This is a genomic window from Nocardioides sambongensis, assembly GCF_006494815.1.
In the GTDB taxonomy this organism is placed as follows: domain Bacteria; phylum Actinomycetota; class Actinomycetes; order Propionibacteriales; family Nocardioidaceae; genus Nocardioides; species Nocardioides sambongensis.
On record NZ_CP041091.1, the window covers coordinates 2,003,355 to 2,023,176 of the forward strand.

A 19,822-nucleotide genomic window follows, 5' to 3' on the forward strand; every position below is an offset into this window, starting at 1 on the left:
GCCGCGGCCCGGTGCAGCCGAGACGTGGACCGGCAGGAGTGCCGGCTACAGCTAGTGGGCCGAGCGTCGGCGGTTCCAGTCGGTGCCCGGGGGCTTCGCCTCGAGCCAGGCTTGGAAACCGGTCAGCGACGAGGGGCTCATCGCCATCTCCACCGGCCCCCGCGGACCCGTGCAGACGATGACCTGGTGATCCGGGAAGAGGGAGGTCAGCTCGTCGCCCTCGGCGTCGCGCTGGCGGTCGAAGGTCAACTCGGTCCGGGCCCAGTGGGCCTTCGGCCGCGGGGAGAGGCTGAAGACGCGGAACCACTCCAGCTGTTCGCCGGAGTATCGCCCCAGGCCCAGCGCCCAGCCGCGGCCGGGCTTGTCGGCGCGGATCCGGTGGCTCATCTCGAAGGTGCCACCGTCGCGGGCGAGGAAACGGCGCCGGACGATCAGCCCGGCGCCGTATCCAAGAGCCAGGAGCAGCACGACACCCGCGGTGTCGATGAGCCACTCCCACCAGTGCATCGGTTAGGAGACTCGCTCCGCTGCGCGCAGCCGCGCCTCGGCGTGGCGCACGCGCTGCTCGGCCTCGTCGTTGGAGTCCAGCAGGTGCTTGGCCTCCTCCAGCTCGGCGAGCACGGCGTCGACGTGGATGTCCTCACCCAGGTCGACGGTCTCGGAGAGCACCGAGACCCGGTCGTTGGCCACCGAGATGAAGCCACCGGAGACCGCGGCGATCACCACGTCGTCGGTGTCGGCCACCTGGATCTCGACGACCGCCTGCGAGAGCAGGGACAGCATCGGCGCGTGACCCCGCAGCACACCGACATCACCCTCGGTGGTGCGCGCGATCACCATCGCCGCCTCACCGGACCACACGGTCCGGTCGGCAGCGACGAGCTCGACGTGCAGGGAGTCGACGTCTGCGGCCATGTCAGAGGCTCTTCTGGATCTCGGCCCAGTTGCGCTCGACGTCGTCGAGGCCACCGCACATGAAGAACGCCTGCTCGGCCACGTGGTCGTACTCACCGTCGGCGATCTTGTTGAACGCCTCGATGGTGTCGCCGACGGAGACCGTCGAGCCCTCGATGCCGGTGAACTGCTTGGCGACATAGGTGTTCTGCGACAGGAACCGCTGGATGCGGCGGGCGCGGGACACGATGATCTTGTCCTCTTCGGACAGCTCGTCGACACCGAGGATCGCGATGATGTCCTGCAGCTCCTTGTTCCGCTGCAGGATCTGCTTGATCCGGATGGCGCAGTTGTAGTGGTCCTGACCGATGTACTGCGGGTCCAGGATCCGCGAGGTCGAGGTCAGCGGGTCCACGGCCGGGTAGATACCGAGCGAAGCGATCTCACGCGAGAGCTCGGTGGTGGCGTCGAGGTGGGCGAACGTGGTCGCCGGCGCCGGGTCGGTGTAGTCGTCCGCCGGCACGTAGATCGCCTGCATCGAGGTGATCGAACGACCGCGCGTCGAGGTGATCCGCTCCTGGAGCACACCCATCTCGTCGGCCAGGTTCGGCTGGTAGCCCACCGCGGACGGCATCCGGCCGAGCAGGGTGGAGACCTCCGAGCCGGCCTGGGTGAACCGGAAGATGTTGTCGACGAAGAGCAGCACGTCCTGGCTCTGCACGTCGCGGAAGTACTCCGCCATCGTCAGCGCGGAGAGGGCGACGCGCAGACGCGTGCCCGGCGGCTCGTCCATCTGACCGAAGACCAGGGCGACCTTGTCGAAGACGCCGGCGTCCTTCATCTCCTCGATCAGGTCGTTGCCCTCACGGGTGCGCTCACCGACACCGGCGAACACCGACACACCGCCGTGGTTCTTGGCGACGCGGGCGATCATCTCCTGGATCAGCACCGTCTTGCCCACACCGGCGCCACCGAACAGACCGATCTTTCCACCGGTGACGTACGGCGTCAGCAGGTCGATCACCTTGATGCCGGTCTCGAACATCTGGGTCTTCGACTCCAGTTGGTCGAACGCCGGCGCCTTGCGGTGGATGCCCCAGCGCTCGGTGACCTCGACCTTCTCGCCCTCCTCGAGGTTGAGGAAGTCGCCGGTCGCGTTGAACACCTTGCCGAGGGTGACGTCGCCGACGGGGACCTGGATCGGCGCGCCGGTGTCGGTCACCGCCTGGCCACGGACCAGTCCGTCGGTCGGCTTCAGCGAGATCGCGCGGACCATGCCGTCGCCGATGTGCTGGGCCACCTCCAGGGGGAGGGTGGTGGTCTCGTCGCCGAGCGTGATGTCGGCCTCGAGCTTGTTGTAGATGTCGGGCATCGCGTCGACGGGGAACTCGATGTCGACGACCGGGCCGATGACCCGCGCGATACGACCGACAGAGCCGGCGCCGGTGGCGGTGGTCTCTTCAGCGGTTGCAGTCATGTCTTCTTACTCCGTTGAGCTGGAAAATGTTGGTGGTCGTCAGTCGGCCGCGGCCTGGGCATCGGCGAGCGCGTTCACGCCGCCGACGATCTCGCTGATCTCCTGGGTGATGCCAGCCTGGCGAGCCTGGTTGGCGATCCGGGTGAACTTCTTGATGAGCTCCTCGGCGTTGTCCGTCGCGGACTTCATCGCCTTCTGGCGGGCGGCCAGCTCGGAGGCGGCCGCCTGCAGCAGGCAGTAGAAGATCCGGCTCTGGACGTACTGCGGGAGCAGACCGTCCAGCACCTGCTCCGCGGAGGGCTCGAACTCGTACAGCGGCAGGAGCTCACCCTCGTCCGGGGTCTCCTCGCCCTCGACGACCTCGAGCGGCAGCAGCCGCACCGCGGTCGGCTCCTGGGTGAGCATCGAGCGGAACCGGGTGTAGACGACGTGGACCTCGTCGACGTCGCCCTCCTCACCCTGCTCCTTGAGGAACGCATCGATCAGCGCCTGGCCGATCTCCGCCGCCTTGTCGTAGGTCGGCTGGTCGGAGAAGCCGGTCCAGGAGGTGACGAAGTCCCGCGAACGGAACCGGAAGTACGCCTCGGCCTTGCGACCGGCGAGGAAGTAGTCGATCTCCTTGCCCTCGTCGCGCAGGCGCTCGCTGAGCCGCTCGGCCTCCTTGATCACGCTGGAGGAGTAGGCACCCGCCAGGCCACGGTCGCTGGTGATGATCAGCACCGCGGCACGCTTCGGGTTCTCCTCCTCCCGGGTCAGCGGGTGGTCGACGTTCGAGAACGTCGCCACCGCCGACACCGCACGGGTGAGCTCTCGGGCGTACGGCGCTGCCGCCGATGCCCGCTGCTGCGCCTTGATGATCCGGGACGCAGCGATGAGCTCCATGGCGCGCGTGATCTTCTTCATCGACTCCGTCGACTTGATCCGCGCGCGGTACTCACGCAGCGATACGGCCATCGTCAGCCCCGCTTCTGCTTGACGATCTGCTCCTGCTCGAGCTCGTCATCACCCAGCGCCTCGGCCTCGGCCTCGTGGCCGACCTTGATCGAGCCGCCCTCGGAGGTCTCGAACTGGTCGAGGAACGAGTCGTAGGCGGCCGCGAGGCCGTCCTCGTCCTCGAACTTCTGGGTCTCGCGGATCGCGGCGAGCAGGCCGTCGTGCGAGCGTCGCAGGTAGTCGAGGAACTCGCCCTCGAACCGCAGCACGTCGCCGGTCGGAACCGCGTCGAGGCGACCGCTGGTGCCGAGCCAGAGCGAGACGGTCATCTCCTCCAGCGGGTACGGCGAGTACGCCGGCTGCTTGAGCAGCGCCATCAGCCGCTGGCCGCGGGCCAGCTGCTGCTTCGACGCCGCGTCCAGGTCGGAGGCGAACATCGCGAACGCCTCCATCGCGCGGTACTGCGCGAGGTCGACCTTGAGCGAGCCGGTGACGGCCTTCATCGCCTTGGTCATCGCGGCACCACCCACGCGGGAGACCGACACACCGACGTCGATCGCGGGACGCTGGTTCGCCGCGAACAGGTCGGACTGCAGGAAGATCTGGCCGTCGGTGATCGAGATGACATTGGTCGGGATGAACGCCGAGACGTCGTTGGCCTTGGTCTCGATGATCGGCAGACCGGTCATCGAGCCCGCGCCCAGCTCGTCGGAGAGCTTCGCGCAGCGCTCCAGCAGCCGGGAGTGCAGGTAGAAGACGTCACCCGGGTAGGCCTCGCGGCCCGGCGGACGACGCAGCAGCAGCGACACCGCGCGGTAGGCCTCGGCCTGCTTGGTGAGGTCGTCGAACACGATCAGCACGTGCTTGCCGTCGTACATCCACTGCTGGCCGATGGCCGAGCCGGTGTACGGGGCGAGGTACTTGAAGCCCGCGCTGTCGGAGGCGGGAGCGGCCACGATGGTGGTGTACTCCAGCGCGCCGGCCTCCTCGAGGGCACCGCGCACCGAGGCGATGGTGGAACCCTTCTGGCCGATGGCGACGTAGATGCAGCGGACCTGCTTCGCCGGGTCGCCCGACTCCCAGTTCTGCTTCTGGTTGATGATCGTGTCGATGGCCACCGTGGTCTTGCCGGTGGCGCGGTCGCCGATGATCAGCTGGCGCTGGCCGCGGCCGATCGGGGTCATCGCGTCGATCGCCTTGATGCCGGTGGCGAGCGGCTCGTGCACCGACTTGCGCGCCATCACGCCCGGAGCCTGGAGCTCGAGCGCGCGACGGCCGGTGGTCTCGACCTCGCCGAGACCGTCGATCGGCTTGCCGAGCGGGTCGACCACGCGACCGAGGTAGCCGTCGCCGACCGGGACCGAGAGGATCTCGCCGGTACGGCGGACCGTCTGGCCCTCCTCGATCTTGTCGAAGTCACCGAGGATGACGACACCGATCTCACGGTCCTCGAGGTTCAGCGCGAGGCCGAGCGTGCCGTCCTCGAACTCCAGGAGCTCGTTGGCCATCGCCGAGGGCAGTCCGCTGACGCGGGCGATGCCGTCCGCGGCCGCCGCGACGGCGCCGACCTCCTCCTTGGAGGCTGCGGCGGGCTGGTAGTCCGTGACGTACTTGGCGAGCGCGTCGCGAATCTCGTCGGGACGGATGGAGAGTTCCGTCATCTCAGTGCCTTCTCTCTTGTTCTTGACGTCTTGAAGTCTCAGGGGGTGCGGGGTCAGCCCGCGATCTTGCGGCGGGCGTCGTCGAGGCGGCTCAGCACGGTGCCGTCGATGACGTCGTCGCCGATCTCGACCCGCAGTCCACCGATCACGGCGGGGTCGACCACGACATTGAGATGCACCGGGCGGCCGTACTGGCGGGACAGCGCACCGCCCAGCCGCTGCTCGTCGGCCTCGGAGAGCGCGCGGGCGACGGTGACCGTCGCGACCCGCTCCCCCTGCACGGCGGCAGCGGTCTTCTCGTAGTCCTCGAGCGCGGCGACCACCGTGCGGTAGCTGCCACCGAGGGCCTGCTTGGTGAGCGCCACCGTCGCCGGCAGGGCCTTGCCGCCCAGCAGGTCGTCGAGGAGCGACTCCTTGTCGGTCGCCGAGCGCGCCGGGTCGGAGAGCGCGTTGCGCAGGTCGGGGTGGTTGTTCACCGTGCCCCGCACCGCGAAGAGCTCGTCCACCAAGCGGTCCACGTCGTCGGCCGACCGGACCAGCGCGACGACGCTGAGGTGCTCCAGGGCGTCGGCGAGGTCCCGGGTCCGGGTCCACCGGTGCCCGACGGCGGCCACCAGCAGGTCACGCGCCTCCGGGCCCACCTTCGGTCCGAAGACCTCGGTGACCAGGCCCTGACGTGCCGGCAGGGGTGCGGACTGGTCCGTGACGAACCGGCGAACGGCCCCCTCGGCGCGCAGGCTCTGGGCCAGCGCGTAGAGGTCACGGCCGACCGCGTCGACGTCGGCCCCGGCAACCTGACCGAGCTGGTCGGTCAGGTTGGCCGCGGCGTCGGCGGATGCACCCCGGAACGACATCAGGCGTCCTTCCCGGCCGCGTCGGAGGCCTCAGCGGTCTCCAGCTCGGCGAGGAAGCGCTCGACGACCCGCGACTGACGCGCGTCGTCCTCGAGCGACTCGCCGACGATGCGGCCGGCGAGACCGGTGGCGAGGTTGCCGACCTCGGCACGGAGCGAGGTGACGGCCTGCTGCCGCTCCGCCTCGATCTGCGCCTTGCCGGCGTCGACGATGCGGGTCGACTCGGCCTGGGCCTGCTCCCGCATCTCCGACACGATCGCGGCGCCCTGCTCGCGCGCCTCCTCGCGGATCCGAGCGGCCTCGTGACGAGCGTCGGCGAGCTGCTTCTCCAGCTCGGCCAGCTTGGCGTCGGCCTCGGCCTGCTTGGTCTCGGCGGCAGCGAGGCCGCCCTCGATCGCCTCGGTGCGTGCGGCGAACGTCTTCTCGAAGCTCGGTGCCACGTACTTCTTCACCACGAAGAAGATGATGGCGAAGACGATCAGCGCGAGGATGACCTCGGACAGCACGGGCAGCAGAGGGTTGTGAGACTCCTCCGCCGCCAGAATTACGGCTGTGTCCATGGGTGTACTCCCTCAGGGGACGTCAGGTCAGAGTGGCAGGACGAACGCCAGCGCCAAGGTGATGATGTAGAGCGCCTCGGCGAGAACGAATCCCAGGATGGCGATCGACTGCAGGCGGCTCTGGGCCTCCGGCTGGCGGGCCACACCGCTGATGAACGCGGCGAAGATCAGACCGATACCGACACCCGGTCCGATCGCAGCGAGGCCGAGGCCGATCAAGTTTGCGGAGCCTTCCACGGCTTTTCCTTTCGTCGGCGGCGCCGTCCTCCGGCGCCGCGTGTTGGCGAAACTCTTGTTGTGCCTATTGGTGTTGTGGTCTGTGTGGTACTCGCCGGGCGGGCACCGGTCCGGGCGGACCCGGGTCCTGCTCAGTGCTCGTCCGCGAGCGCCTCTCCGATGTACATCGCCGAGAGCAGCGTGAACACGTAGGCCTGCAGGAACATCACCAGCAGCTCCAGGAAGCTGACGCCGATGCCCATCACGTAGGCCAGCACCCCGACGCCGCCGTAGAAGACGTTGCCGCTGACGATGAGCGCGGCGCCGCCGGTGGCGAACAGGATGAGCAGGAGGTGGCCCGCGAACATGTTGCCGAACAGTCGCAGGGAGAGAGTGAACGGCCGGACCAGGATGTTGGAGAAGAACTCCAGCGGGATCAGCACGATCAGGATCGGACCCTTGATCCCCGACGGCATGGTCGCGTGCTTGAGGTAGCCCAGCGCGCCGTGCTTCCAGATGCCGCTGCCGATGAAGACCAGCCAGGAGATCACCGCGAGCGGTGCCACGAAGCCGATACGCGACATCGTCGGGTACTGCACGAACGGGATCAGCCCGAAGTAGTTGTTCACCAGGATGAAGGTGAACAGCGTGAACAGGTAGGGCACGTACTTGAGGAAGTGCTCGCTACCGATGTTGTCGCGGCCGATGGTGTTGCGGATGAATCCGTACGCCGACTCCCCGACGTACTGCAGCCGGCCCGGCACCATGCTCGCGTTGCGCGAGGTGGCGATCCCGAACCAGACCACGATCACTGCCGAGAGCACCAGCAGCAGCATGGGCTTGGTGACGCCGAACCCTGCTACCTCGAAGACGGGGGGCAGCTCGAAGCTGCCCGGCCCCGGGGCGTGAAAGCCCGAGTCGTCGGCGGCGGTCACGGCCGTTGCCGTGATCGAAGCGGTGAGGCTCACTCTTTCTCCTGCCTTAGCTGCTCATCTGTCGTGCCCGCGGTGAGGCCACCGAACCGAGCGAATGTCATGTAGATCCCCAGGCCCGCACCGATCAGGATGCCGACGACGACCAGGTAAGGGGTGCCCAGCCATACGTCGAGGACCCAGCCGATCCCCCGTAGAAGAGCACCCCGGAGGTGAGGTAGCCGAAGGCGTGCCAGGGGTCCCCGCGCGGGGAATCCTCCGGTTCGCTCGACGGGTGGTTCGGCTGAGCCATCGCGAACCGGACGATAGCAGGCGTACGACGTCATCGCGCACCCGCCCCGGGCAAGGTGTAGATCGGCATCCGGACCCGCTTGAGCGCCACGATCTGCCCTGCGGACCAGGCCAGCGCCGAGGCCACGACGGCCGCTGCGAGCCACCCCCGCGACAGCGTGCCGTCGTCGAGGAGACCGCTGCGGTGCAGCGCCACCAGGACCACCAGGCCGGTCGCCGACTGGGCGGCATAGGTGATCAGCGCTACGACGAACGACATCGCCGGCATCACGCCCGCGATCATGTTCACCGAGAAGGCGCCGAACGCCAGGATCCCGACCACCAGGGCCGCGCCCACGAGGGCACCGACGGCGGCCGCCGAACCTCCGAGGACCAGACCGCACAGCGCCAGCACGAGACCCGCACAGCCGCCCGCGGCGGCCCCGTACACCAGCCCGGCGGTGCCGGTGGTGCCTCGGCGGGTCTCGGTCGTCATGTCGGCGGCCGTTCTTTCGGGGTCTCGATCAACCCTTTCGGGCGTTCGTGAAAGTTATCACTAGCGGCTCCGGAGAGCCTCATCGGGGCGACGTCGAGGTGGGCCGGCAGGGACATCGCGACCCGCTCCCCCTCCTCCGCGGTGCTGCCCGGACCGGCAGGAGCAGCGCTCGGCGACTGCTCCCCCGACTGCTCCTCCGACTGCTCCTCCAGGGTCGGGTGCACGGCGGGCAGCAGGAAGGTGAGCGCGACGGTCACCGCGGTGGCGACCGCGAGCCCGACCCACAGCCCCGGTCCGGCGAACAGGCTGGCCAGCACGGTCCCGAAGGCGATCAGCCCGGCCCACAGCCACATGATCACCACCGCCCGCCGGTGGGAGTGCCCGATCTCGAGCAGCCGGTGGTGCAGGTGCTGCTTGTCCGGTGCGAACGGCGAGCGTCCGGCGCGGGTGCGGCGGACCACCGCGAGGACCAGGTCCACCAGCGGCACGATCAGGATCAGGATCGGCAGGGCCACCGGGAGCAGCATCGGCAGGAGGCTGGCGCGCACCCCGTCGGCGCCGCTGGTCAGCACGCCGGGCCCGAACTGGGTGGTCACCGTGATCGCGGTCGAGGAGAGCACCAGCCCGATCAGCATCGAACCGCTGTCCCCCATGAAGAGGCGCGCCGGGTGGAAGTTGTGGCCGAGGAATCCGATGCAGGCGCCGGCCAACGCCGCGGAGAGCACCGCCCCGGTGGCTGCCAGGCTCACGTCGTTCAGCACCAGCAGCGAGTAGCTGAACACGAAGAACGCCATCGCGCTGATCCCGATCACGCCGGCGGCCAGGCCGTCCAGACCGTCGATGAAGTTCACGGCGTTGACGGTGGTCAGCACGATCAGCGCGGTGAGCAGCGCGCCCTGCGCCGAGTCCAGGGAGAACTGGGACCCGTCGGACTGGAAGAACCAGCTGAACTGGATGCCGGAGTAGACCAGGTAGCCCACCGCCAGCACCTGACCGCCGAACTTGGTGAGCGCGTCCAGGTCGAAGATGTCGTCGATCACCCCGACCGCACACACCATGGCCCCGGCGATCAGCACCGAGCCGGCGTCCTCGAAGACGAACGGGTTGCTGCGGGAGAGGAACGGGAGCTCACGGGCGACCAGGTAGGCGGCCGCGAGCCCGCCCATCATGGCCAGGCCGCCCAGGTACGGGATCGGCTCAGCGTGGACGTCGCGATCGCGCACCCTCGCCACCGCGCGGGTGCGCAGTGCGACCTCCCGGGCGACCACGGTGAGCAGGTACGTCACCGCCGCCGCGACCAGGAAGACGAGGAGGTACTCCCGCACCGGGCCTCACGCCCCTTCCGGCGGTGCGGCTCGACCGTCGGCGCTCTCGGCTGCGGTCTCCCCCGGCCGGTCGCCGGAGTCCGCGTCCCGGCCCGCGGCCTGGTCCGAGCCCGCGCCAGCGCCCGAGTCCGTGTCCGCGCCCGAGTCCGTCTCGATGCTCACCTCGTAGTCGGCGAGCACGGCGTCCAGCTCGGCGACCGCGATCGCGCCCAGCCGGAGCAGGCGGGGTCGCTCGCCGGTCGCGTCGACGATGGTCGACGGCGTCGGTCCCGGGGTCGGTCCCTCGTCGAGGACGACCACGACCGACTCACCGAGCATCTCCATCGCCGCATCGGCGTCGGTGGCCGCGTCCCGACCGGTCAGGTTGGCCGAGCTGACCGCGAGCGGACCGGTGCGGTCCAGGAGCTCGCGGGCCAGGGCGTGGTCCGGCATCCGCACGCCCACGGTCCCCCGGGTCTCCCCGAGGTCCCACTGCAGGGACGGCTGCTGGTGGCAGACCACGGTCAGCGGACCGGGCCAGAACTTCTCGACCAGGCCCCGCACGTAGTCGGGCACCCGGGTGGCGAGCGCGTCGAGGGTGGTCGCGGAGCCGACCAGCACCGGCGGCGGCATCTCCCGCCCGCGACCCTTGGCGGCGAGCAGGCGCGCCACGGCATCGGGATCGAACGCGTCCGCGGCGATGCCGTAGACGGTGTCGGTGGGGAGCACCACCAGACGACCGCGCTGCAGCGCGAGACTGGCCGCCTCGACGGCGGCGTCGCGCTCCTCGGCGGTGCCGGTGGGCATGCGTTCGGCGGTCACGTCGCTCATCCTCTCACCGCGCCACACGACGCGCGGTGAGGTACCGCGGCCGGTCGGCGAGGTCTCGGTGGTCACGGATCTCGTGCCAGTGCCCGGCACGGGCGAACACGTCGGGAGCCGCAGTGCCCTGGACGTCGGCGTGCTCCACGCCGATCACTCCGCCGGGTCGCAGCAGCCGCGCGCCCCGGTCGGCCAGCACCCGGATGGCGTCGAGGCCGTCGTCGCCGGAGAAGAGCGCCAGGTGCGGGTCGTGGTCGCGCGCCTCCGGCGCCACGGACTCCCAGGCCTCCAGCGGGACGTAGGGCGGGTTGCAGACGACGACGTCCACAGCGCCGAGCAGGTCGTCGAACGCGGTCGCGAAGTCTCCCAGACGCAGGTCGACCCCGGTGTCGGCGAGGTTGCGCGCCGCCCACCCGAACGCCTCCTCGCTCAGCTCGACGGCGTGGACCCGGGCCTGCGGCACCTCGTCGGCCAGCGACCGGGCGATCGCACCGGACCCGGTGCACAGGTCGACCACGACGGGCGACTCGAGCTCGCGGGCCCGATCGACCGCCCACCCGGCGAGCAGCTCGGTCTCCGGTCGCGGGACGAAGGCACCGGGGCCGACCGCCAGCTCCACGTAGCGGAAGGCGGCGGTGCCGATCAGGTGCTGGAGCGGTTGGCGCCGCACCCGCCGGGCCACCAGCGCCCAGAAACGCTCGGTCACGTCGGGCGCGACCTCGCCCACGAGGACGATCTCCTGGCGACCGATCCCCATCACGAAGGCGAGCAGCTCCTCCGCGTCGTACGCGGGACTGGGCACCCCGGCCGCGGCGAGCGCGGCGCTGGCCTCGGTGATCAACGACCGGCGGGTGGCCATCCGGTTCACTTCTCGAGGGCGGCGAGGCGGGCGGCCAGGTCGGTCTCCACGCACGAGTCGAGCACCGGCCCGAGCTCACCGTCGAGCACCTGGTCGAGGTTGTAGGCCTTGTAGCCGGTGCGGTGGTCGGAGATCCGGTTCTCCGGGAAGTTGTAGGTCCGGATCCGCTCGGACCGGTCCACCGTCCGCACCTGGCTCCGACGGGCGTCGCTGGCCTCGGCGTCGGCCGCGTCCTGGGCGGCCTGCAGCAGACGGGCCCGCAGGATCCGCATCGCCTGGTCCTTGTTCTGCAGCTGCGACTTCTCGTTCTGGCAGCTGACCACGATCCCGGTCGGCAGGTGGGTGATCCGGACCGCGGAGTCGGTGGTGTTGACGCTCTGGCCGCCGGGTCCGCTGCTGCGGAAGACGTCGATGCGCAGGTCGTTGTCGTGGATCTCGACGTCGATCTGCTCGGCCTCCGGCATCACCAGGACGCCGGCCGCGCTGGTGTGCACCCGCCCCTGCGACTCGGTGACCGGGACCCGCTGGACGCGGTGCACGCCGCCCTCGAACTTGAGTAGGCCGTACGGCGCCTGCCCGGGCTCGCTCGCACCGCCCTTGACCGCGACCGTGACCGACTTGTAGCCGCCCAGGTCCGACTCGGTCGCGTCCAGCACCTCGGTCTTCCAGCCGCGGTGCTCGGCGTACCGGGTGTACATCCGCAGCAGGTCGCCGGCGAAGAGCGCGCTCTCCTCACCGCCCTCGCCGGACTTGACCTCGAGGAGCGCGTCCTTGTCATCGGCCTCGTCGCGCGGGACGAGCAGGCGGCGCAGCCGCTCGGCGGCCGCTTCCTGGTCGGCCCGGAGTCCGACGACCTCCTCGGCGAAGGCCGGGTCGTCCTCGGCGAGCTCCTGGGCGGCGCCGGCGTCCTCACCGAGTCGACGCCACTCCCGCCAGGTCGCGATGATCCCGCCCAGCTCGGCGTAGCGCCGGTTGAGGGTGCGGGCCAGACGGGCGTCCGCGTGGGTCTCCGGCAGCGCCAGCCGGCCTTCGAGCTCCTGGTGCTCGGCGAGCATGCCTTCGACGGCCTCGAACACCTGACGGCTCCTTCGACGGGTACGGACGACGGGAAAAAGAGACGCCGGCCCCGCCCGAGGGGCAGGACCGGCGCCGAGGGGCCGCTACTTCTTGGCGGCCTTGCCGTACTTGGCCTCGAAGCGGGCGACGCGACCGCCGGTGTCGAGGATCTTCTGCTTGCCGGTGTAGAACGGGTGGCACTGCGAGCAGACGTCGGCGTGGATCGCGCCGGAGTTCGCGGTGCTGCGCGTGGTGAAGTTGGCGCCGCAGGTGCAGGTCACCGTGGTCACCACGTAGTCGGGGTGGATGTCCTTCTTCATGGATGTCCTCACAAGGGGGTTCTAGGGTTCCGGGTCGCCCGCACGGGTTGTGGGACGTGAACCGGAGCCAACAGATGATTCTACGCACCGGGTGGTGGCCGGACCAATCGCCGAGCGAGCGGGGGTCCGGCGGCCGGAGACCGGTCCGGTGGCTGCCTCAGCGAGCCCCCGGACCGGTCGTCATCGTCACGACGCCGAGCTGCGCTGCACCCGGGTGAGCAGCTCGACGTTGTTCTGGGAGCCGGCGACCAGCCGGAGCACCTCGCTGAGCGCATCGGTCGCGTCGAGGTCGTCCAACCGCCCCCGCAGCACCCAGAGGATCGAGGCCTCCTGCTCCCCGACCAGGTCCTCCTCGTGACGCGTCCCCGAGGCCGCGACGTCGACGGCCGGGAAGAGGCGGCGCCCGGCGAGGTCCCGCCGGAGCCGGAGCTCGTGGTTGGCGGTGCCCTGCAGCTCCTCGAAGATCGCGTCGTCGGTGGCCGACCCGGACTCCACGCGCACGGTGGCGACGATGGTCAGCGAGCCGCCGTCCTCCACGTTGCGCGCGGCTCCGAAGAGCTTCTTCGGCTGGTGCAGCGCCGAGGCGTCGACCCCGCCGGCCAGGGCTCGGCCGTTCGCCGGGGCCGCCATGTTGTGGGCGCGGCCGAGACGGGTCAGGCCGTCCAGCAGCACCACCACGTCGTGACCGAGCTCGACCAGGCGCTTGGCGCGCTCGACGGCCAGCTCGACGAGGCTGGTGTGGTCGGCAGCCGGGTGGTCGAAGGTGCTGGAGATGACCTCGCCCTTGACCGAGCGCTGGAAGTCGGTGACCTCCTCGGGACGCTCGTCGACGAGGACGACCATCAGGTGGCACTCGGGGTTGTTCGCCGTGATCGAACCGGCGATCGAGTGCAGCAGCGACGTCGTACCGGAACGTCCCGGGGCGATCACCAGGCTCCGCTGGCCCTTGCCCAGCGGGGCGACCAGGTCGATGGTCCGGCCGGTGGTCTCCTCGGCGGCCGTCTCCATCCGCAGCCGGTCGGCGGGGTGGACCGGGACGAGCGCGTCGAAGTCCGGCCGACTCTTGGACTGCTCCGGGTCGACCCCGTTGACCGTGTCCACCCGCACCATCGGGTTGAACTTCTCCCGGCGCTCACCGTCGCGGGGCTGACGGACCTGTCCGGCGACCGCGTCGCCGCGGCGCAGGCCGTACTTGCGGACCAGGGCCAGCGAGAGGTAGACGTCGTCGGCGCCGGCCAGGTAGCCGCTGGTGCGGACGAAGGCGTAGTTGTCCAGCACGTCCAGGATGCCGGCGGCCGGGACCAGTACGTCGTCCTCGCGCACCTCGGTGTCCGGCTCGTTGCGCCCACGGGTGCTCCGGTCCCGGCCACGTCGGCGCCGGTTGCGCCGGCTGCTGCCGTCGTCGTCGCCGGCGTCGTCCTGACCGGCCCCGTCCTGGCTCCCGCCGTCCTGGCGGCTCTTCTCCTGGGGCTTGTCCTGGGCCTTGTCCTGGGGCTTGTCCTGGGGCTTTTCCTGGGGCTTGTCCTGGGGCTTGTCCTGGGCCTTGCTCTGGGGCTTCTCCCTGCCCCGGTCCTGACCGTTGTCCGACTTGTCCGACTTGTCCGACTTGTCGGGCCGGTCAGACCGGGCGGACTTGTCGGAGGTGCGCTCCTGGCTGCCGTCCTGGCGTCCGGAACGATCGCGCTGCTTGGCCTGCGGCTGCTTGCCCTGGGGCTGCTTGCCGTCACTCTGCTGGTCGGCGGGCTTCTCAGCGGACTTGTCGGCCTGCTTGTCTTCCTGCTGGTCGGTCTGCTGGTCGCGGCCGGTCGGCCCGCCCTCGCTCCTGCCCGCGGGCTGCTTTCCCGCGGTGTCGCCGGCCGGGCCCTGCGCCGCAGCGGCGTTGCGTCCCGAGCCTGCCGACCTCTCGCGTTGCCGGACCGTCGGCTTCTGGGTGGTCGAGGGATCCGGGGCCTGCTCAGCGCGCGCCTTGCTCGCGGCGTGCTGCGCCTGGTGGTCCTTGATCGCCTCGACCAGCTGCGCCTTCTTCATGCTGCCGGTGCCGGCGATGCCCATCGCACCGGCCATCGCCTTGAGGTCGGCGATCAGCATGGAGTTCAGGCCGCCGCGCTTCTTGGCGGGAGCTGCCTGGGCGGCCGGCGCAGTGGCGTCGGTCGCTGGAGGGGTGTCGGTCACGTGAGGCCCTTTCCCACGGATCGGGAGCCGCTGGCGGCCACGGGCCACGGTGCGGCGGTAACTTGGACAGAACTCCCGGAGCACGGCGTCGGCGTCAGCATCGCGAGGAGCTGGGGCGGCCGGGCCGGCGGCCACGGGCACGCACCGGACCGGAGAACCCGGACGGCGCGCCGCCAATCTACACCAGGGCCGACCGCCCGCGGCGGTGGCCGTTCCCGGGCGTGCCGTCCGTCGCCCGAGCGGCGGCTCAGCGACCGATCGCCCCGCGCGGGTCCACCGCCAGCACCAACGCCTGCCAGCCCTGCGGGCAACGGGCGCGCAGGCGCTCGGTCTGCGCGGTCCGCCCCGCCTCGACGAAGGCGAGGACCGTCGGGCCGGCACCGGAGACGACCGCCGGCACGCCGTCGGCGCGCAGCGCGGCGACCAGGTCCAGGCTGGCCGGCATCGCGGGCCGCCGGTAGTCCTGGTGGAGCCGGTCCTCGGTGGCTCGCAGCAGCTGCTCCGGGCTGCTCGCCAGCGCGGCGACCAGGAGGGCGGCCCGGCCAGCGTTGCGGGCCGCGTCGGCGTGCGGCACCTGGGCCGGCAGCAGGCCCCGCGCGGCTTCGGTGGAGACCGGGTCGGCGGGGATGAAGACCACCGCGCCGATCCGGGGGTCCACCGATCCTGGTACGGCGTAGAAGCCGCCGCCGGCGTCCTGACCGGAGATCACGAAACCGCCGAGCAGCGCCGGCGCGACGTTGTCCGGATGCCCCTCGATGGTCGCCGCGAGATCGAGCAGCGCGGCGTCGTCGAGCAGCAGGCGTCCCCCGGCGACGAGATCGCGGGCCAGCCACACACCGGCCACGATCGCGGCGGAGGAGGAGCCCAGGCCGCGGGCGTGCGGGATCACGTTGTGGCAGGCGAGCCGCAGGCCCGGGGGCTCGAGCCCCATCCGCTCGAACGTGGCGCGCATGGAGCGGACCACCAGATGGCGCTCGTCGGTCGGGACCTGACCGGCCCCGACCCCGTCGACCCGGACCTCGAGGCCCTCGCCGACCACCTCGGCCTCGAGCCGGTCGCGCAGGTCGAGGGCCAGGCCCAAGGTGTCGAAGCCCGGACCGAGGTTCGCGGAGGTGGCCGGCACGGAGACCCCGACGGGGCCCTGCACGAAGGTCATCGAGCGCTCAGAGCCCGGCTGCGGCGGCGGCCGCGTCGACGTCGGCGTCCACCACCGTGTCCGGCAGCGTCAGATCCTCCAGCGGCGTGCTGATGTCCTTCAGGCCGTGGCCGGTCACCGTGATCGCGACGGTCGCTCCCCGGTAGGACTCCCCCGCAGCCAGCTCGGCCAGCAGACCGGCGACGCCGGCCGCCGACGCCGGCTCGACGAAGATGCCGTCGTGGCGGGCGAGCTCCTTCTGGGCCGCCAGGATCTGGGCGTCGGAGAGGGCGGCGAACCGACCGCCGGACTCGTCGCGAGCCGCCTCGGCGAGCTTCCACGAGGCGGGGTTCCCGATCCGGATCGCGGTCGCCTTGGTCTCCGGGTCCGGGAACGGCTCCCCGGTCACCAGCGGCGCGGCCCCCTCGGCCTGGAAGCCGCGCATCACCGGCCGCTTGCTGGCGCGGCCGAGGGCGGCGTACTGGGTGTAGCCGAGCCAGTAGGCGGAGATGTTGCCGGCGTTCCCGACCGGGAGCAGGTGGTAGTCCGGAGCGTCGCCGAGGAAGTCCACGATCTCGAAGGCCGCGGTCTTCTGGCCCTCCAACCGGGCGGGATTGACCGAGTTCACCAGGGCCACCGGGTAGTGCCAGGCCATCTCACGGGCCATCCGGAGGCAGTCGTCGAAGTTGCCGCGCACCTGGATCACCTGCGATCCGTGCAGCACCGCCTGCGCCATCTTCCCCGCCGAGATCTTGCCCTCGGGGACCAGCACGATGGGGGTCACCCCGGCCTTCGCGGCGTAGGCGGCCATCGAGGCCGAGGTGTTGCCGGTGGACGCACAGACCACGGCCTTGGCCCCCTCGTGCACGGCCACGGAGAGCGCGGTGGTCATGCCCCGGTCCTTGAACGAGCCGGTCGGGTTGCTCCCCTCGACCTTGATCCAGACCTCGGCGCCGGTGAGTCCGGAGAGCCACCCGGAGTGGACCAGCGGGGTGCCGCCCTCACGCAGGGTCACCGCCGGCGTGTCCGCCGGGATGTCGAGCAGCGCCCGATACTCCTCGATCACGCCGCGCCACTGGTGCGTGGTCGGCTCGGACGCCGGGGTCGGCCTCATTCCTCGGTCCCTTCCACCCGCATCACCGAGGTGACCTCGCGGACGATGTCCATCTTCTGCAGCTCGGTCACGGTCCCCGACAGCTGGGCGTCGCTCGCCCCGTGGGAGACCACGACCAGCTGGGCGTCGTCGCCGCGGCCCTCCTGGCGCACGGTCTGGATCGAGACGTCGTGCGCCGCGAACGCGTTCGCGACCGCCGCCAGCACGCCGGCACGGTCGTCCACGTCGATCGCCACGTGGTAGCGGGTCCGGGTCATCCCCATCGGCAGCACGGCGCGGTCGGCGTACGCCGACTCCCCCATCCCCCGGGTGCCCTCGCGCAGGTTGCGGGCGACCGTGACCAGGTCGCCGAGCACCGCGCTGGCGGTGGGCGAGCCGCCCGCGCCGGGGCCGTAGAACATCAGCTGGCCGGCCGCGTCGGACTCCACGAAGACCGCGTTGTAGGCCTCGCGGACGCTGGCCAGCGGGTGCGATCGCGGGATCATCGCCGGGTGCACCCGGACGCTGACGGCCTCCTCGCCGTTCTCGTCACTGCTCAGCTCGGCGATGGCCAGCAGCTTCACCACGCAACCCATGTCGCGGGCGGAGCGCACGTCGGCGGCGGTCACCTCGGTGATCCCCTCCCGGTGCACGTCGGCCGCGGTGACCCGCGAGTGGAAGGCGAGGCTGGCCAGGATGGCGGCCTTCGCCGCGGCGTCGAAGCCCTCCACGTCCGCGGTGGGGTCCGCCTCGGCGTAACCGAGTGCCTGGGCCTCCTCCAACGACTCCTCGAAGCCGCTGCCGGCGGTGTCCATCTTGTCCAGGATGAAGTTGGTGGTGCCGTTCACGATGCCGAGGACCCGGGTCACCCGGTCACCGGCCAGCGACTCCCGCAGCGGGCGCAGGATCGGGATCGCCCCGGCCACGGCGGCCTCGTAGTAGAGGTCGCGTCCGGCCTTCTCGGCAGCCGCGAAGAGGGTCGGGCCGTCCTCCGCGAGCAGTGCCTTGTTGGCGGTGACCACGGACGCGCCGTTCTCCAGCGCCGCCAGGATCAGCCCTCGTGCCGGCTCGATCCCACCGATCACCTCGACCACCAGGTCGATGTCCGCGCGGCTCACCAAGCCCCGAGCGTCGGTGGTCAGCAGGCCCTCGGGGACCTCCACCTCGCGCTCGGCGTCCAGACGCCGTACGGCGACCCCGGCCAGCTCGACCGGCGCACCGACCCGTGCCGCCAGGTCACCGGCCTGCTCCCGGAGCAGTCGCACCACCTGGGAGCCGACCGATCCGCAGCCGAGCACCGCCACCTTCAGCGGTCGCACAGACGACCGCTTGTCACCCTCACTCATTCAGCCCACATCCGTCGCCAACAGGTCGTCCTCAGTCTCCCGCCTCACCACGACGCGCGCGACGCCGTCCCGAACCGCGATCACCGGCGGGCGGAGCGCGTGGTTGTAGTTCGAGGCCATCGAGCGGCAGTAGGCGCCGGTGCCGGGCACCGCGACCAGGTCGCCGGGCGCGACGTCGGCGGGCAGGAACTCGTCGCGCACCACGATGTCGCCGGCCTCGCAGTGCTTGCCGACCACCCGGGCCAGCGTGGCCGGGGCCGCCGACTCCCGGTTCGCCAGGGTGCAGGAGTAGTCGGCGTCGTAGAGCGCGGTGCGCACGTTGTCGCTCATCCCGCCGTCGACGCTGACGTAGGTGCGGACCGCGCCGGCGTCCAGGGTGACCGGCTTCACGGTGCCGACCGTGTAGACGGTGCACACCGACGGCCCCACGATCGCCCGTCCGGGCTCGATGGACAGGCGTGGCCGGTCGACCCCCAGCGCCCGGCACTCGTGGTCGACGATCCGGGCCATCTCGGCGGCCAGTTGGCCGGGCTCGCTGGGGTCGTCCTGCGTGGTGTACGCGATGCCGAACCCGCCACCGAGGTCCATCTCCGGCATCGCCACGCCGAGCTCGTCGGCGACCCGGGCGTGCAGTGCGAGCACCCGGCGCGCGGCCACCTCGAAGCCCGAGGCGTCGAAGATCTGGCTGCCGATGTGCGAGTGCAGGCCGAGCATCTCGATGCCCTCGGCGGCCTGCAGGCGGCGTACCGCGTCGAAGGCGTCGCCGGAGGTGATCGAGAGGCCGAACTTCTGGTCCTCGTGCGCGGTGGCGATGTACTCGTGCGTGTGCGCCTCGACGCCGGCGGTGACCCGCAGCATCACGCGGGCGGTCAGACCGGTGTCGGCGGTGATCATCTCGAGACGCTCGATCTCGGTGACCGAGTCGACGATGATCCGGCCGATCCCGGCGGCGACGGCGCGGCGCAGCTCCGAGATCGACTTGTTGTTGCCGTGATAGCCGATCCGACGGGGGTCGACGCCGGCGCGCAGCGCCACGGTCAGCTCCCCGGCCGAGCAGACGTCGAGGCAGAGGCCCTCCTCGGCGATCCAGCGGGCGACCGCCGTGCAGAGGAAGGCCTTGCCCGCGTAGTAGACGTCCCAGCCCGCGAAGGCGTCGCGGAAGGCACGTGCCCGCGACCGGAAGTCCTCCTCGTCGAGGACGTAGGCGGGCGTGTTGTGCTCGGCCACCAGGTCGGCCAGCGCCACGCCGCCGATGACGAGGTCGCCGCCGGCCTTGTGCGCCGTGGTCGACCACAGCTGCGGGACGAGCGCGTTGACGTCACCGGGGGTACGCAGCCAGGACGGGCCGCGCAGCGCACCGGGCGCGTGCGCCCAGCCGGCCTCGTGGGTCATCGGATGCCTTTCAGGTCGTTGCGGGCCGGG

20 protein-coding genes are annotated in these 19,822 nt (G+C 71.0%); all 20 read right to left on the reverse strand.

The annotated features are described in order from the left end of the window. Nucleotides 1-51: 51 nt before the first annotated feature. The gene (locus FIV43_RS09355; protein ID WP_141013907.1) at nt 52-507 is read right to left on the reverse strand and encodes a DUF2550 domain-containing protein; all 456 of its coding nucleotides are present in this window, start codon (nt 505-507) and stop codon (nt 52-54) included. A gap of 3 nt (nt 508-510) precedes the next feature. After that, nucleotides 511-915: a F0F1 ATP synthase subunit epsilon gene (locus tag FIV43_RS09360; protein ID WP_141013908.1), complete on the reverse strand. Its 405-nt coding sequence runs from the start codon at nt 913-915 to the stop codon at nt 511-513. Nucleotide 916: 1 nt separating this feature from the next. Next, complete coding sequence (gene atpD, locus FIV43_RS09365) at nt 917-2,371, reverse strand: F0F1 ATP synthase subunit beta (RefSeq protein ID WP_141013909.1); 1,455 nt, start codon at nt 2,369-2,371, stop codon at nt 917-919. A gap of 39 nt (nt 2,372-2,410) precedes the next feature. Beyond that, the gene (locus tag FIV43_RS09370) at nt 2,411-3,325 is read right to left on the reverse strand and encodes a F0F1 ATP synthase subunit gamma (RefSeq protein WP_141013910.1); all 915 of its coding nucleotides are present in this window, start codon (nt 3,323-3,325) and stop codon (nt 2,411-2,413) included. Nucleotides 3,326-3,327: 2 nt separating this feature from the next. Next, nucleotides 3,328-4,965: a F0F1 ATP synthase subunit alpha gene (gene atpA / locus FIV43_RS09375; RefSeq protein WP_141013911.1), complete on the reverse strand. Its 1,638-nt coding sequence runs from the start codon at nt 4,963-4,965 to the stop codon at nt 3,328-3,330. A gap of 53 nt (nt 4,966-5,018) precedes the next feature. Beyond that, entirely contained in the window at nt 5,019-5,819 is an 801-nt protein-coding gene (locus FIV43_RS09380; RefSeq protein ID WP_141013912.1) for a F0F1 ATP synthase subunit delta, read from the reverse strand. Beyond that, nucleotides 5,819-6,379, reverse strand: a complete 561-nt coding sequence (locus FIV43_RS09385) for a F0F1 ATP synthase subunit B (RefSeq protein WP_141013913.1) — start codon at nt 6,377-6,379, stop codon at nt 5,819-5,821. The genes FIV43_RS09380 and FIV43_RS09385 overlap by 1 nt, the downstream gene beginning before the upstream one ends. 27 nt (nt 6,380-6,406) lie before the next feature. After that, on the reverse strand, nt 6,407-6,616 hold the full coding sequence (atpE, locus tag FIV43_RS09390; RefSeq protein ID WP_141013914.1) for an ATP synthase F0 subunit C: 210 nt from the start codon (nt 6,614-6,616) through the stop codon (nt 6,407-6,409). Between the two features lie 131 nt (nt 6,617-6,747). Further along, nucleotides 6,748-7,563, reverse strand: coding sequence for a F0F1 ATP synthase subunit A (gene atpB / locus FIV43_RS09395; RefSeq protein ID WP_141013915.1), 816 nt, complete (start codon nt 7,561-7,563; stop codon nt 6,748-6,750). 286 nt (nt 7,564-7,849) lie between these two features. Then, complete coding sequence (locus FIV43_RS09400) at nt 7,850-8,293, reverse strand: hypothetical protein (RefSeq protein WP_141013916.1); 444 nt, start codon at nt 8,291-8,293, stop codon at nt 7,850-7,852. After that, a complete protein-coding gene (locus FIV43_RS09405) occupies nt 8,290-9,618 on the reverse strand; it encodes a glycosyltransferase family 4 protein (protein WP_141013917.1) in 1,329 nt (442 codons plus the stop codon). The genes FIV43_RS09400 and FIV43_RS09405 overlap by 4 nt, the downstream gene beginning before the upstream one ends. Before the next feature lie 6 nt (nt 9,619-9,624). Beyond that, entirely contained in the window at nt 9,625-10,419 is a 795-nt protein-coding gene (locus FIV43_RS09410; protein WP_269204076.1) for an L-threonylcarbamoyladenylate synthase, read from the reverse strand. A 13-nt stretch (nt 10,420-10,432) separates the two neighbouring features. Then, nucleotides 10,433-11,278 (reverse strand): peptide chain release factor N(5)-glutamine methyltransferase, encoded by an 846-nt coding sequence (gene prmC, locus FIV43_RS09415; RefSeq protein WP_141013918.1) that lies wholly within the window; start codon nt 11,276-11,278, stop codon nt 10,433-10,435. A 5-nt stretch (nt 11,279-11,283) separates the two neighbouring features. Further along, complete coding sequence (gene prfA, locus FIV43_RS09420; RefSeq protein WP_141013919.1) at nt 11,284-12,354, reverse strand: peptide chain release factor 1; 1,071 nt, start codon at nt 12,352-12,354, stop codon at nt 11,284-11,286. Nucleotides 12,355-12,438: 84 nt separating this feature from the next. Continuing rightward, nucleotides 12,439-12,654 (reverse strand): 50S ribosomal protein L31, encoded by a 216-nt coding sequence (gene rpmE, locus FIV43_RS09425; protein WP_141013920.1) that lies wholly within the window; start codon nt 12,652-12,654, stop codon nt 12,439-12,441. Nucleotides 12,655-12,840: 186 nt separating this feature from the next. After that, a complete protein-coding gene (gene rho / locus FIV43_RS09430) occupies nt 12,841-14,826 on the reverse strand; it encodes a transcription termination factor Rho (RefSeq protein ID WP_141013921.1) in 1,986 nt (661 codons plus the stop codon). A 247-nt stretch (nt 14,827-15,073) separates the two neighbouring features. After that, a complete protein-coding gene (gene thrB, locus FIV43_RS09435) occupies nt 15,074-15,982 on the reverse strand; it encodes a homoserine kinase (RefSeq protein WP_141013922.1) in 909 nt (302 codons plus the stop codon). A gap of 7 nt (nt 15,983-15,989) precedes the next feature. Beyond that, the gene (thrC, locus tag FIV43_RS09440; RefSeq protein WP_141013923.1) at nt 15,990-17,075 is read right to left on the reverse strand and encodes a threonine synthase; all 1,086 of its coding nucleotides are present in this window, start codon (nt 17,073-17,075) and stop codon (nt 15,990-15,992) included. Continuing rightward, nucleotides 17,072-18,400: a homoserine dehydrogenase gene (locus tag FIV43_RS09445; protein WP_141013924.1), complete on the reverse strand. Its 1,329-nt coding sequence runs from the start codon at nt 18,398-18,400 to the stop codon at nt 17,072-17,074. Before FIV43_RS09445 ends, thrC begins: the two co-directional genes overlap by 4 nt. Beyond that, on the reverse strand, nt 18,401-19,792 hold the full coding sequence (gene lysA, locus FIV43_RS09450; protein ID WP_141013925.1) for a diaminopimelate decarboxylase: 1,392 nt from the start codon (nt 19,790-19,792) through the stop codon (nt 18,401-18,403). Nucleotides 19,793-19,822 lie beyond the last annotated feature (30 nt).